We start from the raw sequence: 20,042 nt of genomic DNA, 5'->3' as shown, positions 1-20,042 counted from the left end.
ACCATGGCCGTGACGCTTCGCCCCGCGACGAGCGACGACCGCGACGCGATCGTCGCCGTCTTCCTCGCCTGCTGGCGCGAGAGCTACGTCGGCGTGCTGCCGGCCGCCGCGATCGAGGCGATGACGGATGACCGTGCGCAGGCGCTCTGGCGCCGGGTGCTCGCCTCGCCCGAGGGCACGGTGCTCGTCGCCGAGCACGACGGTCTCGTGCAGGGCGTCGCCCGTTTCGCGCCAGGGCATGAGGGCGACGCCGGTGCGGTGCATTCGCTCTACGTCTCGCCCGACGCCAGGGGTCTCGGCCTCGGCACGCGCCTGCTCGATGCCGCGTTCGAGTCCCTCAGCGCCGGCGGCGCGGATTCCGTGGCGCTCTGGGTCTTCGCGGCGAACGCGCCGTCGATCGCGTTCTACCGGGGCCGTGGATGGCTGCCAGACGGTGGAACGCGCACGCAAGCCGAGTTCGGCGAGCCGGAGCTGCGGCTCCGCCGTGGTGGATGGGATCCCGCATGAGCAGGCTCGCCGAACTCAGGGTGCACCGGGTGCAGAGCCCCCTCGTGCGCCCCTTCGTCACGGCGATCCGCCGCGCAGACGAGATCGACGTGATGCTCGTCGAGGCCGTCGACGGCGACGGGCGCAGCGGATGGGGCGAGGCGCCCACGAGCTGGCGCGTGACCGGGGAGAGCCCCGAGAGCGTGCGGGCGGCCGTCGCGGGGCCGATCGCCGAGGCCGTGCTCGGCGTCCCGATCGTCGAGCACGAGCGGTGGGCGGCCGCCATCGCCGCAGCGGTCGTCGGCAACAGCTCCGCGAGGAGCGCCGTGGAGTGCGCGCTGACCGACCTGGCTGCGCAGACCGCCGGATGCCGCGTCGCCGACCTCTTCGGCGCCGAGCAGGGCATCGCGCACGTGCGCACCGACATGACGCTCTCGGCGGGCTCCGTCGACGGAATCGTGGAACGCGCCCGTGCGCACGTCGACGACGGGTTCGGCTGCATCAAGGTCAAGGCGGCGGCTGACGAGGCGGTCGTGCCGGCACTCGTGGCGCTGCGCGACGAACTCGGACCCGCGGTCGTGCTGCGCGTCGATGCGAACCAGGCGTGGACGCCCGGCGCCGCGATCCGGGTCATCCGCGAGGCCGAGGACGCGGGCGTGGGCCTCGAACTCGTCGAGCAGCCCGTGGCCGCCGGAGACCTCGACGGCCTCGCCGAGGTGACGGCCGCCGTCGACACCCCGATCCTCGCCGACGAGTCGGTCTGGACGAGCCTCGACCTGCGCCGGATCGTGCGCCGCCGCGCCGCGGGCCTCGTCAACATCAAGCTCGCCAAGACCGGCGGACCCGCCGAGGCGTTGCGCCTCGCCAACGAGGCTCGGGCCGCGGGGGTCGAGGTGCTCGTCGGCTGCATGATGGAGAGCGCCGTGGGCGTCGCCTCCGCCGCATCGCTCGCCGCCGCGATCCGCCCGGGAGCGGTGCACGACCTCGACGCCGGGCTGTGGCTGCGTACGTCCCCTGTCGACGGCGGGCTCGAGTATGCGGGCGATCGAGCCGTGCTCGCGGATGCTGCTGGTCTCGGGATCCTCGGGCTCGCAAGGCAGGTGGCCGCATGAGCGCCCACGAGATCCTCCTCGCCGCTGCCGAGGCGATCGTCGCGCCTATCGCCGGGGCACCCGCCGGCTGCGTGATCGGCATCGACGTCGACGGTGCACGACACGTCGCCGCGGCGGGCCTCGCCGCGCCCGAGCGGCCCGTCGCCGCAGCGATGCGTCGCGGCACGCTGCACGACCTCGCTTCGGTGAGCAAGGTCGTCGGCACGACTACCGCGCTGCACCGTCTCGCCTCGATGGGCGAGCTCGGGTTCGACGACCTCGTCACGAGGTTCGTGCCGAGCTACGGGGGCGATGCCGAGACGAGCATCCGCGACCTCCTGCAGCACCGCGCCGGGCTCTGGGAGTGGCAGCCGCTCTACCTCGCCCCTGGCGACGACCCGCTCGCCACGATCGACGCGCTGCCGCTCCGGTACGCCGCGCGCAGCGAGCGGCACTACTCCGACCTCGGGTTCATGCACCTCGGCCGGGTCGTCGAGGCCGCGGTCGGACAGCCGCTCGACCTGGCCGTGCGCGAGCTCGTCGTGCGCCCGCTCGGCCTCAGCTCACTCGGCTACGGGCCCGTCGAGGGCGAGGCCGCGACGAGTTCCCGCGGAGACGAGGCCGAACGCCGCATGGTCGCCACGGGGCATCCGTACCCCGTCGCATGGAGCGATCCGGGCTTCGCCTGGCGCACCGCGCCCGTCAACGGCGAGGCCAACGACGGCAACTGCTTCCATGCCTTCGGCGGTGTCGCGGGGCATGCCGGGCTCTTCGGGTCCGTCGACGACGTGCTCGAGGTCGCCGCCGCGCTCAGCCGCGCCGATGAACGGCCCGAGCTCTGGAACCCCGACATCACGGCCGATGTCATCGCCGCCGGACCCGACGCCGAGCAGGCGCTCGGCTGGCGGCGTCGCGAACTCATCGTGCAGGGCGAGCGGATGCCGCTGCTCTGGCACCCCGGATTCACCGGCTGCGCCGTGGGCTTCGTGCCCGGGCGCGGCATCGCCGTGGCCTTCGCGAGCAACCGCCTGCTCGCGGCCGAGCCGGCACCCACCGACATCCTCTGGCGGCGCGTGCTCGACGCGCTCGCCTCGGCCCTCAGCACACAGGAGTGAACGCGACCATGACCACGAACGAACCGGTGCTCCGCATCAGGGGCCTCTCGATCGCCTTCCGCTCGGGCGGGGAGCTCGTCACCGCCGTCGACGACGTCTCGATCGACGTCGCGGCCGGCGAGACCGTCGCGATCGTGGGCGAGTCGGGCTCGGGCAAGTCGACCACGGCCGCCGCGATCAACCGGCTGCTGCCGGAGAACGGCGTCATCACCGCGGGCAGCATCCGCTTCGAGGGCCGGGAGATCACGGAGCTCGGCGAGAACGAGCTCGTGAAGCTCCGCGGCGCGGGCATCGGCCTCGTGCCGCAGGACCCGATGTCGAACCTCAACCCGCTCATGCGGGTCGGCGAGCAGATCGGCGAGGCGCTCGAGGTGCACGGGTACGGCACCGGCGACGCCGTGCGGGCCCGCGTGGTCGAACTGCTCGAGCTCGTCGGCATCCCCGACCCCGAGCAGCGCTCGCGGCAGTATCCGCACGAGTTCTCGGGCGGCATGCGCCAGCGCGCCCTCATCGCCATGGGTCTCGCGTGCCAGCCGCGACTGCTGATCGCCGACGAGCCGACGTCGGCCCTCGACGTCACGGTGCAGCGCCGCATCCTCGACCAGCTCGACCAGCTCACCGGCGAGATGGGCACCGCGGTCTTCCTCATCACGCACGACCTCGCGCTCGCCGCCGAGCGCGCCGACCGCATCGTCGTGATGTTCCGCGGCCGCATCGTCGAGACCGGCACGTCGCAGGAGGTGCTCGAGAATCCGCAGCACCACTACACGAAGCAGCTCCTCGCTGCCGCGCCGAGCCTCGCCTCGCGCCGGGAGCCCCTGCCGATCCGCGGCGGCGAGGCCGACACCCGTCCGCTCGTGGAGGTCAGCGACCTCCGCAAGGAGTTCCACCTCCGGTCGCCCAAGGCGGGGGAACCGACGACGTTCACCGCCGTCGACGGCGTGAGCTTCACGATCCCGCGCGGCAAGACGGTCTCGATCGTGGGGGAGTCGGGGTCGGGCAAGTCCACGACGGCGAACCTCGTGCTCGGGCTCGAGCAGATCACCTCGGGCCGCATCGCCTTCGACGGCACCGACCTGACGGCTCTCAAGCGCCGCGAGCTCTTCGCGTTCCGGCGCCGCGTGCAGCCCGTCTTCCAGAACCCGTACGCCTCGCTCGACCCGCGGTACACGGTCGAGGAGTCGATCGCCGAGCCGCTCAAGGTGCACCGCATCGGCAACGCCGCGAGCCGCCGCACGCGGGTCGCGCAGCTGCTCGAGCAGGTCGCCCTGCCGACGGCGATGTCCTCGCGCCTCCCGCACGAGCTCTCGGGCGGCCAGCGCCAGCGCGTCGCGATCGCCCGTGCCCTCGCCCTCGAGCCCGAGCTCGTGGTGCTCGACGAGGCCGTCTCTGCGCTCGACGTGCTCGTGCAGGCGCAGATCCTCGAACTGCTCGCCGGTCTCCAGGCCCGCCTCGGCCTCAGCTACCTCTTCATCAGCCACGACCTCGCGGTCGTGCGCATGATCTCCGACGAGGTGCACGTGATGCAGCGCGGCCGCATCGTCGAGAGCGGCACTCCCGAGCAGATCTTCGACGACCCGCAGGACCCGTACACCCGCGAACTCCTCGCGGCGATCCCCGGGGCGACCCTGGCGTCGTGAGTCATCGGGCGTCGGCTAGATCGGCGGGCGCCCGAACACGAGCGTGCGCAGCAGCACCTCGAGCGAGGCCTGCACACGTGCATCCGTCCACGACGCCGGGTCCTCGACGGCCTTGACCTCGTAGCCGCGGCAGTAGAGGTAGAGGATGTCGGCGATGTGCGCGGCCGTCTCGCGGTCGACGGATGCCCCGTCGTGCTCGACGTGCTCGGCGCCGTCGAGGAACTTCTCGTACGTGGCATCCGTCACGCCTCGCACGACGCGGTAGGCGCGCTCGTTCGCGCCGTGCACGTCGGCGATGACCTCGATCCAGAGGCTGCGCAGCACGTTCTCCTCGGGGTCGGACGTGCACATCCACCGGGCGAGCGCGGCGAGCCGCTCGACGCCGACGAGCTCGCCGAGGTGCTCACGGCGTTCGGCGTCCCACTGCGTGCGGGCGTGGTCGAGGGCATTGGCCATGAGGTGCGCGCGCGAGGGCACGAAGTTGGTGATGTACGCCGTCGAGCGGCCGAGGCGATCGGCGACGGCGCGCAGCGTCACGGCGCGGGTGCCGCGCTCGCGGGCGACCTCGACCGTCGCACGGGCGATGTCGGCGAGGCGTGCATCGGCGTCGACGTCGATCGGCACGGTGACCCCCTCTCTCTCCTGACAGCTCTCTGTTGACAGCCTGCCACCACCGCGGGTACGTTTCAAAACATTGTTGTAAAACACGCCGATACTTCATCGATCTCACCGGAGAGGAACCCATGACCGCGAACGGCGGCGTCTCGTTCTGGCTGCAGCAGGTCGGCCTGCCGACGCCTCGTCCGGCGCTGCCCGGCGACCTCGACGTCGACGTCGACGTCGCGATCGTCGGCGCCGGCTACACCGGCCTCTGGGCGGCGTACTACCTGAAGCGCGACCAGCCCGACCTGCGCGTGGCCGTGCTCGAGCGGCGCTTCGCCGGGTACGGCGCTTCGGGCCGCAACGGCGGATGGCTCACCAACTCCGTCACCGGCGGACGCGAGCAGTACGTGAAGACGCACGGGCGCGAGGCCGCGATCGCACAACAGGTGGCGCTCAACGAGACCGTCGACGAGGTCATCGCCGTCGCCGGCGCCGAGGCGATCGACGCCGACCTGCACAAGGGCGGCGAGCTCGAGGTCGCGTACACGCCGGCCCAGTTCGCCCGCCTGAAGTCGTATGTCGCGGCCGAGCAGTCCTGGCCGGCGACCGACGTGCAGCTGCTCGACACGAAGGAGGCGACCGCTCGCGTCAACGTCGCCGGCATGCTCGGTGCCGCCTGGCATCCGCACTGTGCGCGCATCCACCCCGCCAAGCTCGCCCTCGGCCTCGCCGCGGCGGTCGAGCGCCTCGGCGTGACGATCTACGAGGGCACCACGGTCACCGAGATCCGTCCCGGCGAGGCTCGCACCGACCATGGCACCGTGCGCGCCGCCCACATCCTGCGTGCCACCGAGGGCTTCACGCCCGACCTGCGGGGCGAGCACCGCACGTGGTTGCCGATGAACTCGTCGCTCATCGTGACCGAGCCGCTCGCGGCATCCGTGTGGGACGAGATCGGCTGGAACGGCCGCGAGGTGCTCGGCGACATGGCCCACGTCTACATGTACGCGCAGCGCACCGTCGACGACCGCATCGCGTTCGGCGGCCGCGGCGTGCCGTACCGCTACGGCTCGCGCGTCGATCAGGACGGCCGCACCCAGCAGGCCACGATCGAGAGTCTCGGCGCGCTGCTGGCTCGCTTCTTCCCCATGGCAGCGGATGCCGCGATCGACCACGCCTGGTCGGGAGTGCTCGGCGTTCCCCGCGACTGGGCGGCCACCGTCGGCCACGACCGCGCCACCGGCCTCGGCTGGGCGGGCGGCTACGTCGGCACCGGCGTGACCGCGACGAACCTCGCCGGCCGCACCTTGCGCGACCTCGTGCTCGGCCGTGACACCGGGCTCACCCGCCTGCCGTGGGTCGGGCACCGTGCCCGCAAGTGGGAGATCGAGCCGCTCCGCTGGCTCGCGGTGCAGGCCATCTACGGGGCGTACCACGCGGCCGACCGCTCCGAGCTGCGCGGCCGCGCGACCACCTCGCCGATCGCCCACCTCGCCGACCTCGTCGCAGGGCGCTGACCATGGGCCAGCCTCCCCGGCAGCAGCATCCCGCCGCGACCGTCGCCGGGCTCCGCCCGCTCGACCGCGACCTCGGCGACCGTTCGCCGAAGGCCACCGCCGTGACCGACGGCGTGCTCGAGGCATCCGACTCGCTCTGGGGCCGCGACGGCCTCGACGTCGGCTACTGGGAGTGCACGCCGGGTCGTTTCACCGCCACGCGCGACGGCTACACCGCGATCTGCCAGCTCCTCTCGGGTCGCGTCTCCATCGAGGTCGACGGCGAGGAGCCCGTCACCCTCGAGGCCGGCGACACGCTCGTCATGCCGAGCGGATGGCGCGGTGTGTGGGTCGTGCACGAGACCGTGCGCAAGCTCTACGTGATCGTCGACGACGTCGCCACCGGGACGGGCGACGAGACGGCGTTGAGCGCGAGCAGCATCGCGCCATGAGCGGGTGAGTCGGCGCCGAGTTCGCTGGCAGTGACGCGACGACTCATCGACTCGTCGAGATGCAGGCGAAGCCTGCCGACTACGAGATCGCTGCTGCCCAGACCGCCGGTGAGGACGACGCGCGCCGGGTCGACGACCGCGACCACCGTCCGCACGGCGAACGCGAGCATCCGGGCGTACTCGTCGACCGCAGCGAACGCCGCAGGGTCGTGGCGTTCCGCGCGCGCGAGGATCTCGGGCACGCCGTGGTCGACGGGGCCGCCTGCGCGACGATATCCGGCGATGAGACCCCGGATCGACAGTCGGTCCTCGAGCACTCCTCCGCCGTCGAGTGGGATGTCGGCGATCTCGCCGGCCGCGCCGCGCGCACCGCGCACGAGTTCGCCGCGGTAGACGAGGCCGAGCCCGATGCCGGTGCCGGCGGCGATGACGGCGACCATGCTGTCGCCGTGCCCGCCGACCTGCAGTTCCGCGAGGGCCGCCGCGATGAGGTCGTTCTCGACCGCGACGGGGATGCCGAATTCCAGCGCCAGCTGCCTGGCGAGGGGGAGGCCGTCGAGCGCGGCGACGTTCGGTACCTTGCTGACGATCCCGCTCAGCGGATCCACGGTGCCCGGAACGCCGATGCCGACGGCCGCTGCGGCGCCCTCCCCGAGCTCGACGACGAGACGCCGAACCTGCGCCAGGACATCCTGGGAGGTCGGCTCGGTCGCGTCGGCGAGTCGGCGGCATTCGGCATCCGCGACGATGGCGCGAACCTTCGTGCCGCCGATGTCGATACCGACGAATCTCGGAGTCGTGGCTCCGATGGGAGAGAACGTCATGAGGTCTTTATATCAAATAGAGAAAAAAGAATGAAGTCAGACTGGAAATCCCGCCGACCCGACAAATGTCGCGAACTCGTGCCGTGTATGGCCTGCGAGGGCCACCGGGCGGCGGGTTGGGGTCGAATGTCATTCGAGTGTTGACATTTGATTTCCGCCGATGCAGTATTGCCTTCATCTCAACCTGAGAAGAACAAACGATCACAAGGATGGAGGTGCGACGGGTGAGCAGGAGAATGCGACTCGGGGCAGTCTCGGTGGCGTCCGTCGTGCTCGCGGTGCTGTTGTGGTACCTCGCAAGCGACGTCTGGAAGCTCGCCCCCTCGGTCATGCTTCCCTCGCCCGTCACGGTCTGGAGCCGGTTCATCTGGATGCTGGGCAATCCGTACCAAGGTTCGACACTGATGGCCCACCTCTGGGCGAGCCTCCAGGTCGTGGTGGCCGGATGGATCATCGCAGTGCTCGTCGGCGTTCCGCTCGGCGTGCTCTTCGGATGGAACCGCCGCATGCGCGAGTACCTGGAGCCGCTGTTCAACCTGATCCGGCCGATCCCGCCGATCGCGTGGACGCCGTTCGCGCTGCTGTGGTTCGGCATCACGCCGGGCGCCCGCATCTTCGTCGTGGTCATGGCGGCGTTCGCCCCGTGCGTGATCAACGCGTACGAGGCCGTGCGCGGCGTCGACCCTGCCCTCATCGGTGCAGCTCGCGTGGCCGGCGCGTCCCGCATGACGACGCTGCGCGGAGTCGTGGTGCCGACGGCGCTCCCGCGCATCCTGATCGGCACGAACCTCGCACTCACCGGCGCCTGGATGACGCTCGTGGCCGCTGAGCTGCTCGCGGCCCAGGCCGGCATCGGCTACATGATGCAGATCGCCCGCTCAGCGTTCCAAGCCGACATCATCATGGTCGGCATGATCCTCATCGGGTTGCTCGGCATCCTGATGACCTTCCTGTTGAAGTTCGCGTTCCGACGCGTCCTCGTCTGGGACGGAGCATCCCGTGAGCACTGACACCATCGCCATGGCCGAGGTCACCGCGCACAAGCGCACCGTGCCGACCGCCCTCACCCGCGGCGCCGTCGCCATCGTCGCCCTGCTCGCCGCCTGGTTCGTGTTCGGCGACCTGCTCGGCCTCATCCCGGCACGCACGCTTCCTCCGCTGACGGAGGTCGTCTCGACGGCGGGCCGGCTCGTCGTCGAGCCGTACGCCGGCCAGACGCTCTTCGGGCATCTGGGCATGTCGCTCACCAGGTGGGGCCTCGGCATCCTGATGGCGGTCGTCATCGGCGTTCCGCTCGGCTTGATCATGGGCTGGTTCCGGGTCGCCGACGCGGTCGTCAGCCCGCTGTTCAACGCACTGCGATCCATCCCGCCGCTCGCCTGGATCCCGCTCGCCATCCTCTGGATGGGAACGGGCCTGGTGACCGAGGTGACTCTCGTGTTCATCGCGGCGTTCCCGCCGATGGTGATCAACGCGTACCACGGCGCCCGCGGCATCGATTCCCAGATCGTCTGGGCCGCGCGCACCTCCGGTGCCGGGGCGACCCGCCAACTCGTGCAGGTCGTGGTGCCGACCGAGCTGCCGCAGCTCATCAGCGGACTCCGCGTGGCGCTCGGCAACGGCCTCATGGCCGTCATCGCCGCCGAGCTCGTCAGCGCCGACTCCGGCCTGGGGTTCCTCATCATCCGCGGACAGCAGGACTTCCAACCCGACCTGATCGTGGTCGGCATGCTGACCATCGCCGTGATCGGCCTCATCGCCGACACGGTCCTGATTCTCATCACTCGCCCATTGCTGCGCTGGAGGAACACCGATGACCGACACTGACGCACCGAAGCTCCGCATCAGCGAGCTCACGAAGGTCTTCAGCACCCGCACGGGCTCGCTCCAGGCGCTGCTCCCCGTCTCGTTCGACGTGCCGCGCGGCGGGTTCGTCACCCTCGTCGGCCCCTCGGGCTGCGGCAAGAGCACACTGCTGCACATCGTCGCGGGCCTCGAGAGCCCGACGTCGGGCACGATCTCGGTCGACGGCAAGCAGGTCACCGGCCCGGGCCGCGACCGCGGCATGGTGTTCCAGAGCTTCGCCCTCTATCCCGCGATGACCGTCGCCAAGAACGTCGACTTCGGCCTCCGCGTCGCCGGGCTCAGCAAGACCGAGCGCGCCTCCCGCGTCGAGCAGTACCTCGGCATGGTCGGCCTCTCGGGCTTCGAGGAGCACTACCCGAGCCAGCTCTCGGGCGGCATGAAGCAGCGCGTGGCGATCGCCCGCTCGCTGGCCATGCGACCCGACGTGCTCCTCATGGACGAGCCGTTCGGCGCCCTCGACGCCCAGACCCGGATCATCCTGCAGGAGGACATCTCCAGGATCTGCCGCGAGCAGCAGCTGACGGTCCTGATGATCACGCACGCCGTCGAAGAGGCCGTCTTCATGTCCGATCGCGTACTCGTGATGACCGCGCGCCCCGGCCGGATCAAGGAGGACGTCGAGATCGAGGGCCGTGAGGCCTGGCGCGGCGGTCCCGTCGACGACGCCTACACGAGCGAGCGCTTCGCCTACTGGCGTGAGCGCATCTGGTCTTCGGTCCGCGAGGAGATCTCGAGCCCCAGGCCAGCCTGACCGACCGCCGACCCACAAGCCGCAACACAGCAACAGCAAACACAGCAAACACAGCAAACACAGCAAACACAGCACGACAGCACCGAGCACCACAGCACACCCCATCCCCACCGGATGGCCCCCTGCACCACTCACACGGAAGGAAACACTCATGCGTCGCATTCCCCGCATCGCGCTCGTCGGCGCGAGCATCGCCGCCGCTGCAACCGTCGCGCTCTCCGGTTGCGCCCCTTCGGCCGCCCCCGCCCCCGACCCCTCGGCTTCGGCGGGTGCCGTCGACGACGTCACCATCCGCGTCGGGGCGCAGCCGGTCTTCGCGCTCTCCCAGTGGTGGGCTGCCCAGGAACTCGGCTACTTCGATGAGAACGAGGTGAACGTCGAGCTCGCCGAGCTGTACCCGAACGGGGCCCCGCAGGTCGAGGCGGGCCTTCGCGGAGACTGGGACATCGCCTTCACCGGCGAGCTGCCGGCAATCAACGCCGGCCGCGCCTGGGAGCTCCAGACCATCGGCTTCTTCGGCAACGAACCGCATGCGCACGGCGTCTACGTGAAGAGCGACTCGGGCATCACCGCGAAGAACGCCGACGACAAGCTCGCAGGTCAACCGGTGCTCTTCACGCAGGGCTCGACCGACCAGCTGTTCTTCGAGGGCTGCCTCGACCAGTTCGGCCTGTCGATCAGCGACATCGATGCGGTGAACCTCGCACCGGTCGACCTCGTCGCCGCGATGCAGTCGGGCAACGGCGTCGCCGCCTCGGCGTACCCGCCCTTCGCGTTCCAGCTCGAGGCCGACGGCTACGAGAACATCTGCGACACGAGCAAGCTCGACGTCGCGGCCTATCCGACGATGGTCGTGCGCAAGGAGTTCCTCGAGGAGCACCCCGACGCCGTCGCGCGCTTCACCGAGGCGGTCTTCCGCGCGAATGCGTTGTTCGCCTCCGACCCCGAGCAGGCGCTCGAACTCGCGCAGGGCTTCTACGAGGAGACGGGCGTTACGCAGACGGAGGAGGACCTGAAGCGCACCATCGACCTCTACGAGTGGGTCGACCTGCCGGGCGGCATCGACATCTTCGAGTCGGGCGACGCCGCTGACAGCGTCAATGCCTACCAGGAGATGCTGGTGCGCAACGGCACCGCGACGGACGTCACCGAGCCGATCTGGCTGAACGATTCGGCCATGGCCAACGCGCTCCTGTTCGCCGACGGTCGCTGACCCGGCCCGGAAAGCGAGACACGAGATGACTCCCGGTACCGGCGACGCGCCTCTCCCCAGTCGCGTCGGCGTCGTCGGTGCCGGGCTCATCAGCGCGTACCACCTCGACGCCCTCGCGGCGCTCGAGGATGCGCCGGTCGAGGCGATCGTCGCCACCAGGCCAGAGCGGGCCGTCTCCGCGGCGGCCCGCTACGGCGCTCCGCACGCGCTGACGGACTGGCGCGATCTCCGCGGTCTCGTCGACGTCGCGATCATCGCGACGCCCGACGACACGCACGCCGACCTCGCTCGCGCACTCATCGCCGAGGGCATCGCGGTGATGGTGCAGAAGCCACTGGCCGCGTCGCTGGCGGATGCCGCAGCGCTCGTCGCCGATTCGCCTCCGCACCTCATCTCGGCGAGCTTCATGCACCGGCACCTCGACGCGACGGTCGCGCTCGAGGCGGTGCTCCGCAGCGGCGCGCTCGGCGAGATCATGAGCGCGAGGATCCGCAACGCCACGCCGGGGCCCGACTGGGGCGGCTGGTTCTACCAGGGGAACGGCCCGATGGCGGGCGTCGTAGGGCAACTCGGAGTTCACGGCATCGACCTCGTGGAGCACCTGCTCGGCCGCATCACCTCGGTGCAGGCCATGACTGCGACCCGGATGCCGCTGCGCACGATGCGCGACGGCGAGGTCATCCAGAGCTCGGTGCCCGACCACGCGCTCGCCCACTACCGCCTCGCGAACGGCGTGCTCGTCTCGCACGAGCAGTGCTGGGCTGAGGCGGGCGGCACCGAACGGTTCGCCATGGAGGTACACGGCACCGAGGCATCCGCCGTGCTTCGCACCCCGTCATCGCCGATCGGCATCCATTGGCGCAGCGGCGAGTGGCAGGCCCTCGAACTCGACCGCGAACCGGTCCTCGGATTCCGGCACCATCGGGCCTGGATCGATTCGGTGCGGCGAGGCGCAGATGACGGCACCGCGCGTGACGCGGTGCGGGGACTCCACGTCGCCGAGATCGTCGGCCAGGCCGCGCGCGAACAGCGCACCATCGAACTTCCCGGCGAGGAGCGGGGCACGATATGACGAAGACGCAACGGGTGGCCTTCATCGGGTTGAGCCACTATCACGCCACCGACTGGGTCGCCGCGGTCGCCGCGCACCCTCACGCCGAACTCGTCGGCGTCTGGGATCGCGACGCCGTGCTCCGTGCCCGCTTCGCCGCCGGGGCCGGCACCACGGCCTGGGACTCGCGGGAGGCGCTCCTCGCGGACGCCGACGTCGTCGCCATCGCCTCGGTGACGAGCGACCATCGCGACGACGCGGTCGCGGCCGCTGAGGCCGGCTGCCACCTGCTGCTCGAGAAGCCGCCGACCGCCGATCTCGCGTCGTTCGCCGCCGTACGGCAGGCCGTCGAGGCATCCGGCGTCGTCTTCGCCCAGAACCTGCCGAAGCGGCTCGATCCGGCGAGTCTCGCCGTGCGACGGCTGGTCGCCGCGGGCGAGCTCGGCCCGATCGCCTCCGTCCGGATCCGGCACGGTCACTGGCAGGCCTGGGACGACGGGTTCCGGTCGTCGTGGTTCACCGACCCGGTCGCTGCGGGCGCCGGCGCGCTGCTCGACGAGGGCATCCACACCCTCGACTTCTGCCGCTGGCTGCTCGGCGAGCCGGATGCGATCACCGCCCACGTCTCATCTGCGACGGGCCTCGCGGTGGAGGACACCGCCGTGATCACGGTGCAGTACCGCCGCGGCCCGATCGTCTCGATCACGACGTCGTGGTCGATGGCCGGGGCCTCAGGCAGCATCGAAGTGCACGGCCGCGACGCAACCATCGACCTCGGCGGCGTCGACATGGCCTCGCGAGGCCTCAGCGGCGAGTCACTGCTGCGACGGGTCGCGCGCCGCAGCGCGGATGCCGCAGCTGCACGCGAATGGGAGGACCTCGGCGTCGTGCCGGTGTTCTCCTCCGGCGGCTTCCACGGCCTCGGCATCACCGACCTGCTCGACGCCCTCGCCGAGGGCCGCGACCCGGCCGCCGGCCTCGACGATGCGGAGGCCGCCCTGCGTCTCGTCGAGGCCGCCTACGAATCCGCACGCACCGGAAGGATGACATGGCTCTCCTGAGACCCACCACCTCGCTCGACGGGTACGCCGGGCTCACCGCGTACGCCGGCGACCTGCACAACCACTGCGGCATCAGCTACGGCCACGGCACGATCGAGGACGCGTATCGCAACGCGCAACTGCAGCTCGACTTCGCGACGGTCACCGGCCATGCGAACTGGCACGACATGCCCGAAGACCCCGCGCACGTCGCCGACTACCACAGGCAGGGCTTCGACCGGCTGCGCGACGGCTGGGAGCACGTGCAGGACGTCACCGAGGCCGCGCACGAAGACGGCCGGTTCGTCTCGTTCCTCTCCTTCGAGTGGCACTCGATGACCTACGGCGATCACTGCGTGTACTACCGCGCCGGCCGCGGACCGCTCGAGCCCGCGAGCTCGGGCAGCCTCGAAGAACTCCGCCAGTCGTTGCGGAACCTCGGCGGGCAGGGGCTTCCCGGCATGATGCTGCCGCACCACATCGGCTACCTCAAGGGCTTTCGCGGCATCAACTGGGCGACGTACACCGAAGAGCTCTCGCCGGTCATCGAGCTGGTCTCGATGCACGGCAACGGTGAAGACGACCACGCGCCGCGCCAGTACTTGCACACGATGGGGCCGCGCGACGTCGGCAGCATGGCCTACGCCGGGCTGACGGCCGGGCATCGGTTCGGCTTCATCGGCTCGACGGACCACCACAGCGCCCACCCGGGCAGCTACGGGTACGGCCGCGCCATGGTGTGGGCCGAAGAACTCACGCGCGAGGGCATCTGGTCGGCGATCCGGGAGCGCCGCACGTACTGCGTCACGGGCGACCGCATCATGCTGGCGGTCTCGCTCGACGGAGCACCGATGGGATCCGATGTCGTGGCCGACGGCGTGCGCCGGTTCGACATCGCGGTTCGCGGAGGCTCGTCGATCGACTACGTCGAACTCGTCCGCAACGGCCAGGTCGTGGCACGCACACGCCCGGCGCCGGGCGCCGAGACAACTGGCGGGTTCCACGGAGTGGTCTCCCTCGGCTTCGGGTGGGGAGAGGTCGGCGTGGACACGGCCTGGGACGTCGAGATCGAGGTCGACGGCGGCAGGATCGACGCGGTCGAGCCGCGCCTGCACGGCTACGACGTCGTCGCGCCCAGTGCTGCCGAACCCGAGCACTACGCTTTCTCGTCGTGGGAGCAGCTCGACGAACGACGCGTCGCACTGAACACGCGCACGAACGGCAACCCGAACGTGATGACGGATGCCACGCAGCGCATCGCGTTGCACCTGACCGGTGACGACCGCACCACCGTGCGCGCTCGCATCAACGGGCGCGAGGTCGTGCACACGGTCGGCGAACTGCTCGCCGGCCCCCGAGTCGGCTTCCTCGGCGGCTTCATCAGCGGCGGGTATGTGTTCGAGCGCGCCGAACCGTCGTCGGCCCTCGACCTCGAGTGGAGCGTCGAGGACGAGGGCACGGATGCCGCTGAGGACTGGTACTACGTGCGGGTCCGTCAGCACAACGAGCAATACGCCTGGAGCTCGCCGATCTGGGCGCGCCGCGGCGAAGCGAGGTGACGGCGGCATGGCTCGCACTCATCGCGACGATCTTCATCGCCGGGGCCGCGCAGCGGATCACGGGACTCGGGTTCGCGCTCATCGCCACTCCGGCGGCGCTCGCGGTGCTCGGCACGCAGGCGGTTCCGTTCGTGGCCGTGATCGGCGCGATGTCGAGCCTCGTCGCGCTTGCCGCGACCTGGCGCTCGCTGCAGCCCAGGGCGATCGTGGCACTCTCCGCCGTCACCCTCGTCACGATGATCCCCGCCCTGCTCCTCGCTCGATCGCTCAGCGAAGCGGCATCGAACATCGTCGCGGGCGGCCTGGTCGTCGCGGCGACGATCGTCGTCGGCGTCCGGATGGCCGGGCCGGCGCTCACCGTGGTCGGCTCGCCGGTCGCGGCCGGGATGATGACCGGGGTCTCGGCCGCACTCGCGGGCCTCGGCGGCCCGGCCGCTGCGGCCCACGGTGCGGCGAAGTCCTGGGGCGAGTCGTTCGTGCCCAACCTGCAGGTCGTGCTGCTGCTCACAGTTCCGTTCGTGGTGCTGGGACACGGCTGGCCGGTGGCGGTGCCGTGGCCGCTCTTCGTCGTCGCGGCGACCGCGGTCGGCGTCGGTGCGCTGGTCGGGGGAGCCGTGCGTCATCGCATCCGGCTGTCGGTCGCGAACCTGCTGACGCGCATCGTCGCGCTCGCGGGCGGCGTCTTCGCCCTCATCAGCGGCATCTCCGCGCTGTGAGCGCCCAACCGAACGAGAAACGGCCAAGATGAGAAACATGCCCGACTCGAGCGAACGCCGCACGGCGCCGCGAACTGCATCGAACCGCACCGCCTCCCGCGTGAACAGCACGGTGCTGGTCGACGTGCTGCGCGCGTCGGGGCCGATGTCCAGGTCCGAGCTCGCACGTCGCACCGGCCTGAGCACGGCGACCGCCAACCGCCTGGTCGACCGACTCGTCGACGACGGCGTGCTCTCCGAGACCGGCGTCGCGGAGTCGACCGGCGGCAGGCCGGCACGACTCGTCGAGTTCAATGCCGCTGCCCGCTCGGTGCTCGCGATCGACATCGGCGGGCGCAAGGTCGCCGGAGCCGTCACCGACCTCGAGGCACAGGTGCTGATCACCCGAGAGCGTCTCGTCGCCGCGGACACGAGACGGGCGGCGAAGTCCTTCTTCGACGCCCTCGCCGCACTCGCCACCGAACTCGTCGACGAGGCGGCCGCGATGAAGTCCCCGGTGCACGCGGTGGCGGTGGGCGTTCCCGGCGTGGTGCGTCGCCACAGCGGCCGCGTCGAATTCGCTCCCGCGCTGCAGTGGTTCGACTTCCCGCTCGTCGCCCTGCTCGAGGAGCGGCTGCAACTGCCGGTGCTGATCGAGAACGACGTCAACCTCGTCGCCCTCGCCGAGCACCGGCACGGCGCAGCGCAGGGCCACCGCGACGTGCTGACGGTCGCGATCGGAACGGGAGTCGGTGCCGCGCTCATCCTCGACGGGCACCTGTACCGGGGCGCCGGTGGCGCAGCAGGCGAGCTCGGCTACACCCTGCTCGGCCGGGCATCGCTCTCGAGCCCGTGGCCGGGCTTCGGCGACCTCGACTCCAGGGTCGGCGCCGCCGGCATCCTCTCGCGGTCCTCCGACGCCGTCGCATCGACCGACCCCGAGCCGCACGGCACCGAAGAGTTCCTCCACCACGTCCGCAGCGGCGATGCGCAGGCGGTCGCGGTGTTCGACGAGGTCGTCGACGATCTCTCGCTCGCGATCGGCAACGCCAGCGTGCTGCTCAACCCCGAGCTCGTGGTGCTGGGCGGCGGCTTCGGTCGCGCCGCAGCAGATCTGCTCGTTCCGGCGATCGCCCGCAGGCTGAAGGGCCGCATCCCCTACGAGCCCACCCTCGCGGCGGCTCGCCTCGACCAACCCGAGCTCATCGGCGCCGCCGAGCTCGCGATCGACGCCTCCGCCGAGACGGCATCGCTCACCGACTGACGGAGCATTCGCACCATGATCATCCACATCCTTCCCGGTGCGGAGCGCCTCGGGGCGCTCGCCGCCCGTCACATCGAAGTCGCCCTGCTCGGCGTCCGGCGCCCGGTGCTCGGCGTCGCCACCGGCTCGAGCCCCGAACCGGTCTACGCGGCACTCGCCGATCGGGCGAGCGCCGGCACGTTCCGCGTCGACTCCCTGCGCGCGTTCGCGCTCGACGAATACGTCGGTCTGCCCGACGACCATGCCGAGCGCTACCGAAACGTTCTCCTTCGCGCCTTCGCCGATCCGCTCGGCATCGACGACCGGAGCGTGCACGTGCCCGACGGCGGCGACGCCGACCCGTCGGCAGCGGCAGAGGCATACGAACGGGCGATCCACCTCGCAGGCGGCATCGACCTGCAGCTGCTCGGCATCGGCCGGAACGGCCACATCGGATTCAACGAGCCGGGCAGCGACTTCCGCTCGCTGACGCGCGTCGTCGAGCTCGCAGACTCGACCCGAGTCGCCAATGCCCGCTTCTTCGCGGACCGCGACGAGGTGCCCCGCCACTCCATCAGTCAGGGGCTCGCGACGATCATGCGGGCACGGGCTGCACTCCTGATCGCCACGGGGGCGGCGAAGGCCGAAGCGGTGCGGGCCGCCCTGACCGGCCCCGTGACCACGGATCTGCCGGCATCGGTCCTGCAGCGGCATCCGGCCCTCAGCGTCTACCTCGACTGCGAGGCAGCTTCGGCACTCGACCTGCACCTGCTGGAGTCGATCGCCGTCGTCCACGACTGGCGCGCGTGAGTTGAGCCCTCACTCCGGGCGATTGCCCGCCTCGCCGTTGATCGTGAACGGCGTCGTGACGCCGTCGTACATGACGTGCGCGACGAGCCCGTCGACCGCGTGGGGGAGCGTGTGGCAGTGATCGCTCCAGATGCCCGGGTTGTCGGCGACGAAGGCGACGTCGTAGGACTCGCCGGGATGGAGGTCGAGCGAGTCGACGACCCACGGACTGCCCGTCGCCGCGACGCCGTCGCGTGAGAGCACGACGACGTGATGGCCGTGCAGGTGCATGGGGTGCACGTCGCCCGAGTCGTTGCGCAGGTGCATCACCACGACGTCGCCCTCCGACACCGCGAACATCGGCACGTCGGGGAACATGCGGCCGTTGATCGTCCAGAAGTTGCCGGGGCGCCCGTCGATGATGCCGAAGCGCCGGGCGATGACGTAGTCGTACGAGCGGTCGGGGGCCGATGCGTCGAACGCGAGCGGCATCGGCGTGCCGTACGCGAGCAGGTCGAGGGTCGTCGAGGGCTGGCGGGGGTCGGGCGGTACGGATGCCGCGGGGTCGCCGATCACGACGCTGCGGGCACCGCCGACCCTGAGCCGCATTGCGTCGCCCGTGGCCGGCGAGCGCACCGCGACATCCGCTCGCCCACCGGCCGGGATGAGCACCCGCCGGTCCTCGACGACGCCCGGCTCGTTCACCTCGTGGCCGTCGATCGCGACGACGCGGAACGGCGACGCCGACCACAGGGCTGCGGTGCCCTGGTCGGTGTTGATCACGCGCACCCGCACGGTCGAGCCCGGGTCGGCCGCCACCCGCGCATCGTCGGCGCGGCCGTTGAGCGTGTGCTGGCCGCCGTAGACGTGCAGCAGCGCGGTGAACTCCGTCGTCTCGACGTCGCCCGGGGACTCGGATGCCGCGGCGGGCTCGATCACGATCGCGCCGAGCAGCCCGCGTTCGACCTGCACGTGGGAGACCTGGTGCGAGTGGTACCAGTAGGTGCCGGCATCCGTCGCCTCGAAGCGGTAGACCTGACGACCGCCGACGGGCACGGCGTCCTGCGTGATGCCCGCGACGCCGTCGGCGGCGTTCGGCACGTCGATGCCGTGCCAGTGCAGCGTGGCACCGTCGGGCACCGACTCGTTCACGAACTCGACCTCGACGAGATCGCCCTGTCGGGCGCGGATCTCGGGTCCCGGAGACGTGCCGTTCACGGTGTAGCCCTCGACGGGACGTCCGCCCGGCACCTCGACCGTGCCCGCACGAGCGACGAGCTCGACGTGCACGTCGGCAGTTCGGTCGGGGTCGGCGGTGAGCGAGGTCACGCTCACCGCGCCGCCCGCGCCAGCGCCCGCGGCGACGGATGCCTCGGCTGCACCCGATCCGGTTCCCGCGTGCTCGCCGTGGCCGCCCTCGCCGCTGTCGTGACCGCCCATCGTCATGACCGAGTACTCCCCGAGCAGCGTGGAGCTCCAGGCCAGTGCACCGGCGCCGAGCGCGGCCGTGACCGCGACGCCGACGACGGCGCACCTGAGGAGCTCACGCCGAGACGGCATCGGGGCTCGCCGCCTCGGGCGCCGGCTCGGGCGCCGGGTCGGGCGCCGGCGACGCGTCTGTCGCGGCCACCACCGCTGCGCGCCGTACGCGCATCGCGGCGATCGACGCCGCGACCACGACGGCCAGCGCGTTCGCGCCGTGGATCAGCCCGAGGTAGGGCATGTCGGTGATGGAGAACCCGAGCGTCACCTGCAGGACGACGAGGCCGAGGACGATCGCCGCCCACAGCCGGGCACCGCGTACTCGCACGAAGAACGAGACGACGAGCAGCGCGAGTGCGAGCAGGGGGATGAGGCCCGCGCCCACTACGCCGTGGATCATGAACCCGAGTTCGCCGACCCCGCCCGCCTGGAAGCTCTCGAGGAGCGCCTTGTCGACGACACCGCCCTCGGACACGAGGTTGAGCATGCCGCCGAACGCGAACGCGATCGCGGCGGCCTGCACGACGACGGCGCCGGCGACCGTCCAGGCGAGTCCGGTGTAGAGCTTGCGCATGATGCCTTCTCCCTTGTGCGGCGCCGGTCCGCGGCATCCGCTCGCCTCACACCTTCGTCGCCCTCGCCGAGC

20 protein-coding genes are annotated in these 20,042 nt (G+C 71.1%); 16 read left to right on the top strand and 4 right to left on the bottom strand.

Going from position 1 to position 20,042, the window contains the following annotated elements:
• The first annotated feature begins 3 nt into the window (after positions 1-3).
• Genes ASD23_RS01155 through ASD23_RS01140 form a run of 4 tightly spaced genes read left to right on the top strand, consistent with a single transcriptional unit; the run spans position 4 to position 4,332 of the window.
• Entirely contained in the window at positions 4-507 is a 504-nt protein-coding gene (locus ASD23_RS01155) for a GNAT family N-acetyltransferase (protein WP_056005149.1), read from the top strand.
• Entirely contained in the window at positions 504-1,598 is a 1,095-nt protein-coding gene (locus tag ASD23_RS01150; RefSeq protein ID WP_056005146.1) for a mandelate racemase/muconate lactonizing enzyme family protein, read from the top strand. Before ASD23_RS01155 ends, ASD23_RS01150 begins: the two co-directional genes overlap by 4 nt.
• A complete protein-coding gene (locus ASD23_RS01145) occupies positions 1,595-2,692 on the top strand; it encodes a serine hydrolase domain-containing protein (protein WP_056005144.1) in 1,098 nt (365 codons plus the stop codon). Before ASD23_RS01150 ends, ASD23_RS01145 begins: the two co-directional genes overlap by 4 nt.
• A gap of 8 nt (positions 2,693-2,700) precedes the next feature.
• A complete protein-coding gene (locus ASD23_RS01140) occupies positions 2,701-4,332 on the top strand; it encodes an ABC transporter ATP-binding protein (protein ID WP_056007518.1) in 1,632 nt (543 codons plus the stop codon).
• Positions 4,333-4,347: 15 nt separating this feature from the next.
• On the opposite strand, the gene ASD23_RS01135 is transcribed toward ASD23_RS01140, so the two are convergent.
• A complete protein-coding gene (locus ASD23_RS01135; protein ID WP_056005141.1) occupies positions 4,348-4,956 on the bottom strand; it encodes a hypothetical protein in 609 nt (202 codons plus the stop codon).
• A gap of 119 nt (positions 4,957-5,075) precedes the next feature.
• Here ASD23_RS01135 and ASD23_RS01130 point away from each other — a divergent pair, with 119 nt between their 5' ends.
• Complete coding sequence (locus ASD23_RS01130) at positions 5,076-6,452, top strand: NAD(P)/FAD-dependent oxidoreductase (RefSeq protein WP_056005138.1); 1,377 nt, start codon at positions 5,076-5,078, stop codon at positions 6,450-6,452.
• A 2-nt stretch (positions 6,453-6,454) separates the two neighbouring features.
• Entirely contained in the window at positions 6,455-6,883 is a 429-nt protein-coding gene (locus tag ASD23_RS01125) for a cupin domain-containing protein (protein ID WP_082571080.1), read from the top strand.
• Here the strand turns inward: ASD23_RS01125 and ASD23_RS01120 are convergent.
• Positions 6,808-7,707 (bottom strand): ROK family protein, encoded by a 900-nt coding sequence (locus tag ASD23_RS01120; RefSeq protein WP_056005136.1) that lies wholly within the window; start codon positions 7,705-7,707, stop codon positions 6,808-6,810. The two genes, ASD23_RS01125 and ASD23_RS01120, sit on opposite strands and share 76 nt — an antisense overlap.
• Before the next feature lie 224 nt (positions 7,708-7,931).
• Between ASD23_RS01120 and ASD23_RS01115 the strand changes: the two genes are divergently transcribed.
• The 10 genes from ASD23_RS01115 to ASD23_RS01070 all read left to right on the top strand — a co-directional run bounded on the left by ASD23_RS01115 (position 7,932) and on the right by ASD23_RS01070 (position 17,935).
• A complete protein-coding gene (locus ASD23_RS01115) occupies positions 7,932-8,717 on the top strand; it encodes an ABC transporter permease (protein ID WP_162248712.1) in 786 nt (261 codons plus the stop codon).
• A complete protein-coding gene (locus ASD23_RS01110) occupies positions 8,707-9,534 on the top strand; it encodes an ABC transporter permease (RefSeq protein WP_129231034.1) in 828 nt (275 codons plus the stop codon). The genes ASD23_RS01115 and ASD23_RS01110 overlap by 11 nt, the downstream gene beginning before the upstream one ends.
• On the top strand, positions 9,521-10,324 hold the full coding sequence (locus tag ASD23_RS01105) for an ABC transporter ATP-binding protein (RefSeq protein WP_056005130.1): 804 nt from the start codon (positions 9,521-9,523) through the stop codon (positions 10,322-10,324). The genes ASD23_RS01110 and ASD23_RS01105 overlap by 14 nt, the downstream gene beginning before the upstream one ends.
• 151 nt (positions 10,325-10,475) lie before the next feature.
• The gene (locus ASD23_RS01100) at positions 10,476-11,537 is read left to right on the top strand and encodes an ABC transporter substrate-binding protein (protein ID WP_056005124.1); all 1,062 of its coding nucleotides are present in this window, start codon (positions 10,476-10,478) and stop codon (positions 11,535-11,537) included.
• 25 nt (positions 11,538-11,562) lie between these two features.
• Positions 11,563-12,609, top strand: coding sequence for a Gfo/Idh/MocA family protein (locus ASD23_RS01095; RefSeq protein WP_056005122.1), 1,047 nt, complete (start codon positions 11,563-11,565; stop codon positions 12,607-12,609).
• Positions 12,606-13,649 (top strand): Gfo/Idh/MocA family protein, encoded by a 1,044-nt coding sequence (locus ASD23_RS01090; RefSeq protein WP_056005120.1) that lies wholly within the window; start codon positions 12,606-12,608, stop codon positions 13,647-13,649. Before ASD23_RS01095 ends, ASD23_RS01090 begins: the two co-directional genes overlap by 4 nt.
• Entirely contained in the window at positions 13,637-15,187 is a 1,551-nt protein-coding gene (locus ASD23_RS01085) for a DUF3604 domain-containing protein (protein WP_056005118.1), read from the top strand. The genes ASD23_RS01090 and ASD23_RS01085 overlap by 13 nt, the downstream gene beginning before the upstream one ends.
• Positions 15,184-15,903, top strand: coding sequence for a hypothetical protein (locus tag ASD23_RS01080; RefSeq protein ID WP_056005116.1), 720 nt, complete (start codon positions 15,184-15,186; stop codon positions 15,901-15,903). Before ASD23_RS01085 ends, ASD23_RS01080 begins: the two co-directional genes overlap by 4 nt.
• A 37-nt stretch (positions 15,904-15,940) precedes the next feature.
• Positions 15,941-17,146, top strand: coding sequence for an ROK family transcriptional regulator (locus tag ASD23_RS01075; protein ID WP_056005114.1), 1,206 nt, complete (start codon positions 15,941-15,943; stop codon positions 17,144-17,146).
• 15 nt (positions 17,147-17,161) lie between these two features.
• Positions 17,162-17,935 (top strand): glucosamine-6-phosphate deaminase, encoded by a 774-nt coding sequence (locus ASD23_RS01070; RefSeq protein WP_056005112.1) that lies wholly within the window; start codon positions 17,162-17,164, stop codon positions 17,933-17,935.
• Positions 17,936-17,944: 9 nt separating this feature from the next.
• Here the strand turns inward: ASD23_RS01070 and ASD23_RS01065 are convergent, their stop codons facing one another.
• Together ASD23_RS01065 and ASD23_RS01060 are read right to left on the bottom strand one after the other, a co-directional pair.
• Positions 17,945-19,474, bottom strand: a complete 1,530-nt coding sequence (locus ASD23_RS01065; RefSeq protein WP_056005110.1) for a multicopper oxidase family protein — start codon at positions 19,472-19,474, stop codon at positions 17,945-17,947.
• Positions 19,458-19,970, bottom strand: coding sequence for a hypothetical protein (locus ASD23_RS01060; RefSeq protein ID WP_056005108.1), 513 nt, complete (start codon positions 19,968-19,970; stop codon positions 19,458-19,460). Before ASD23_RS01060 ends, ASD23_RS01065 begins: the two co-directional genes overlap by 17 nt.
• Positions 19,971-20,042 lie beyond the last annotated feature (72 nt).

Source organism: Agromyces sp. Root1464 (assembly GCF_001427265.1).
GTDB classification, from domain to species: domain Bacteria; phylum Actinomycetota; class Actinomycetes; order Actinomycetales; family Microbacteriaceae; genus Agromyces; species Agromyces fucosus.
Note: the sequence above shows the minus strand (reverse complement) of the source record. Positions and strands in the feature narration are given on the sequence as shown.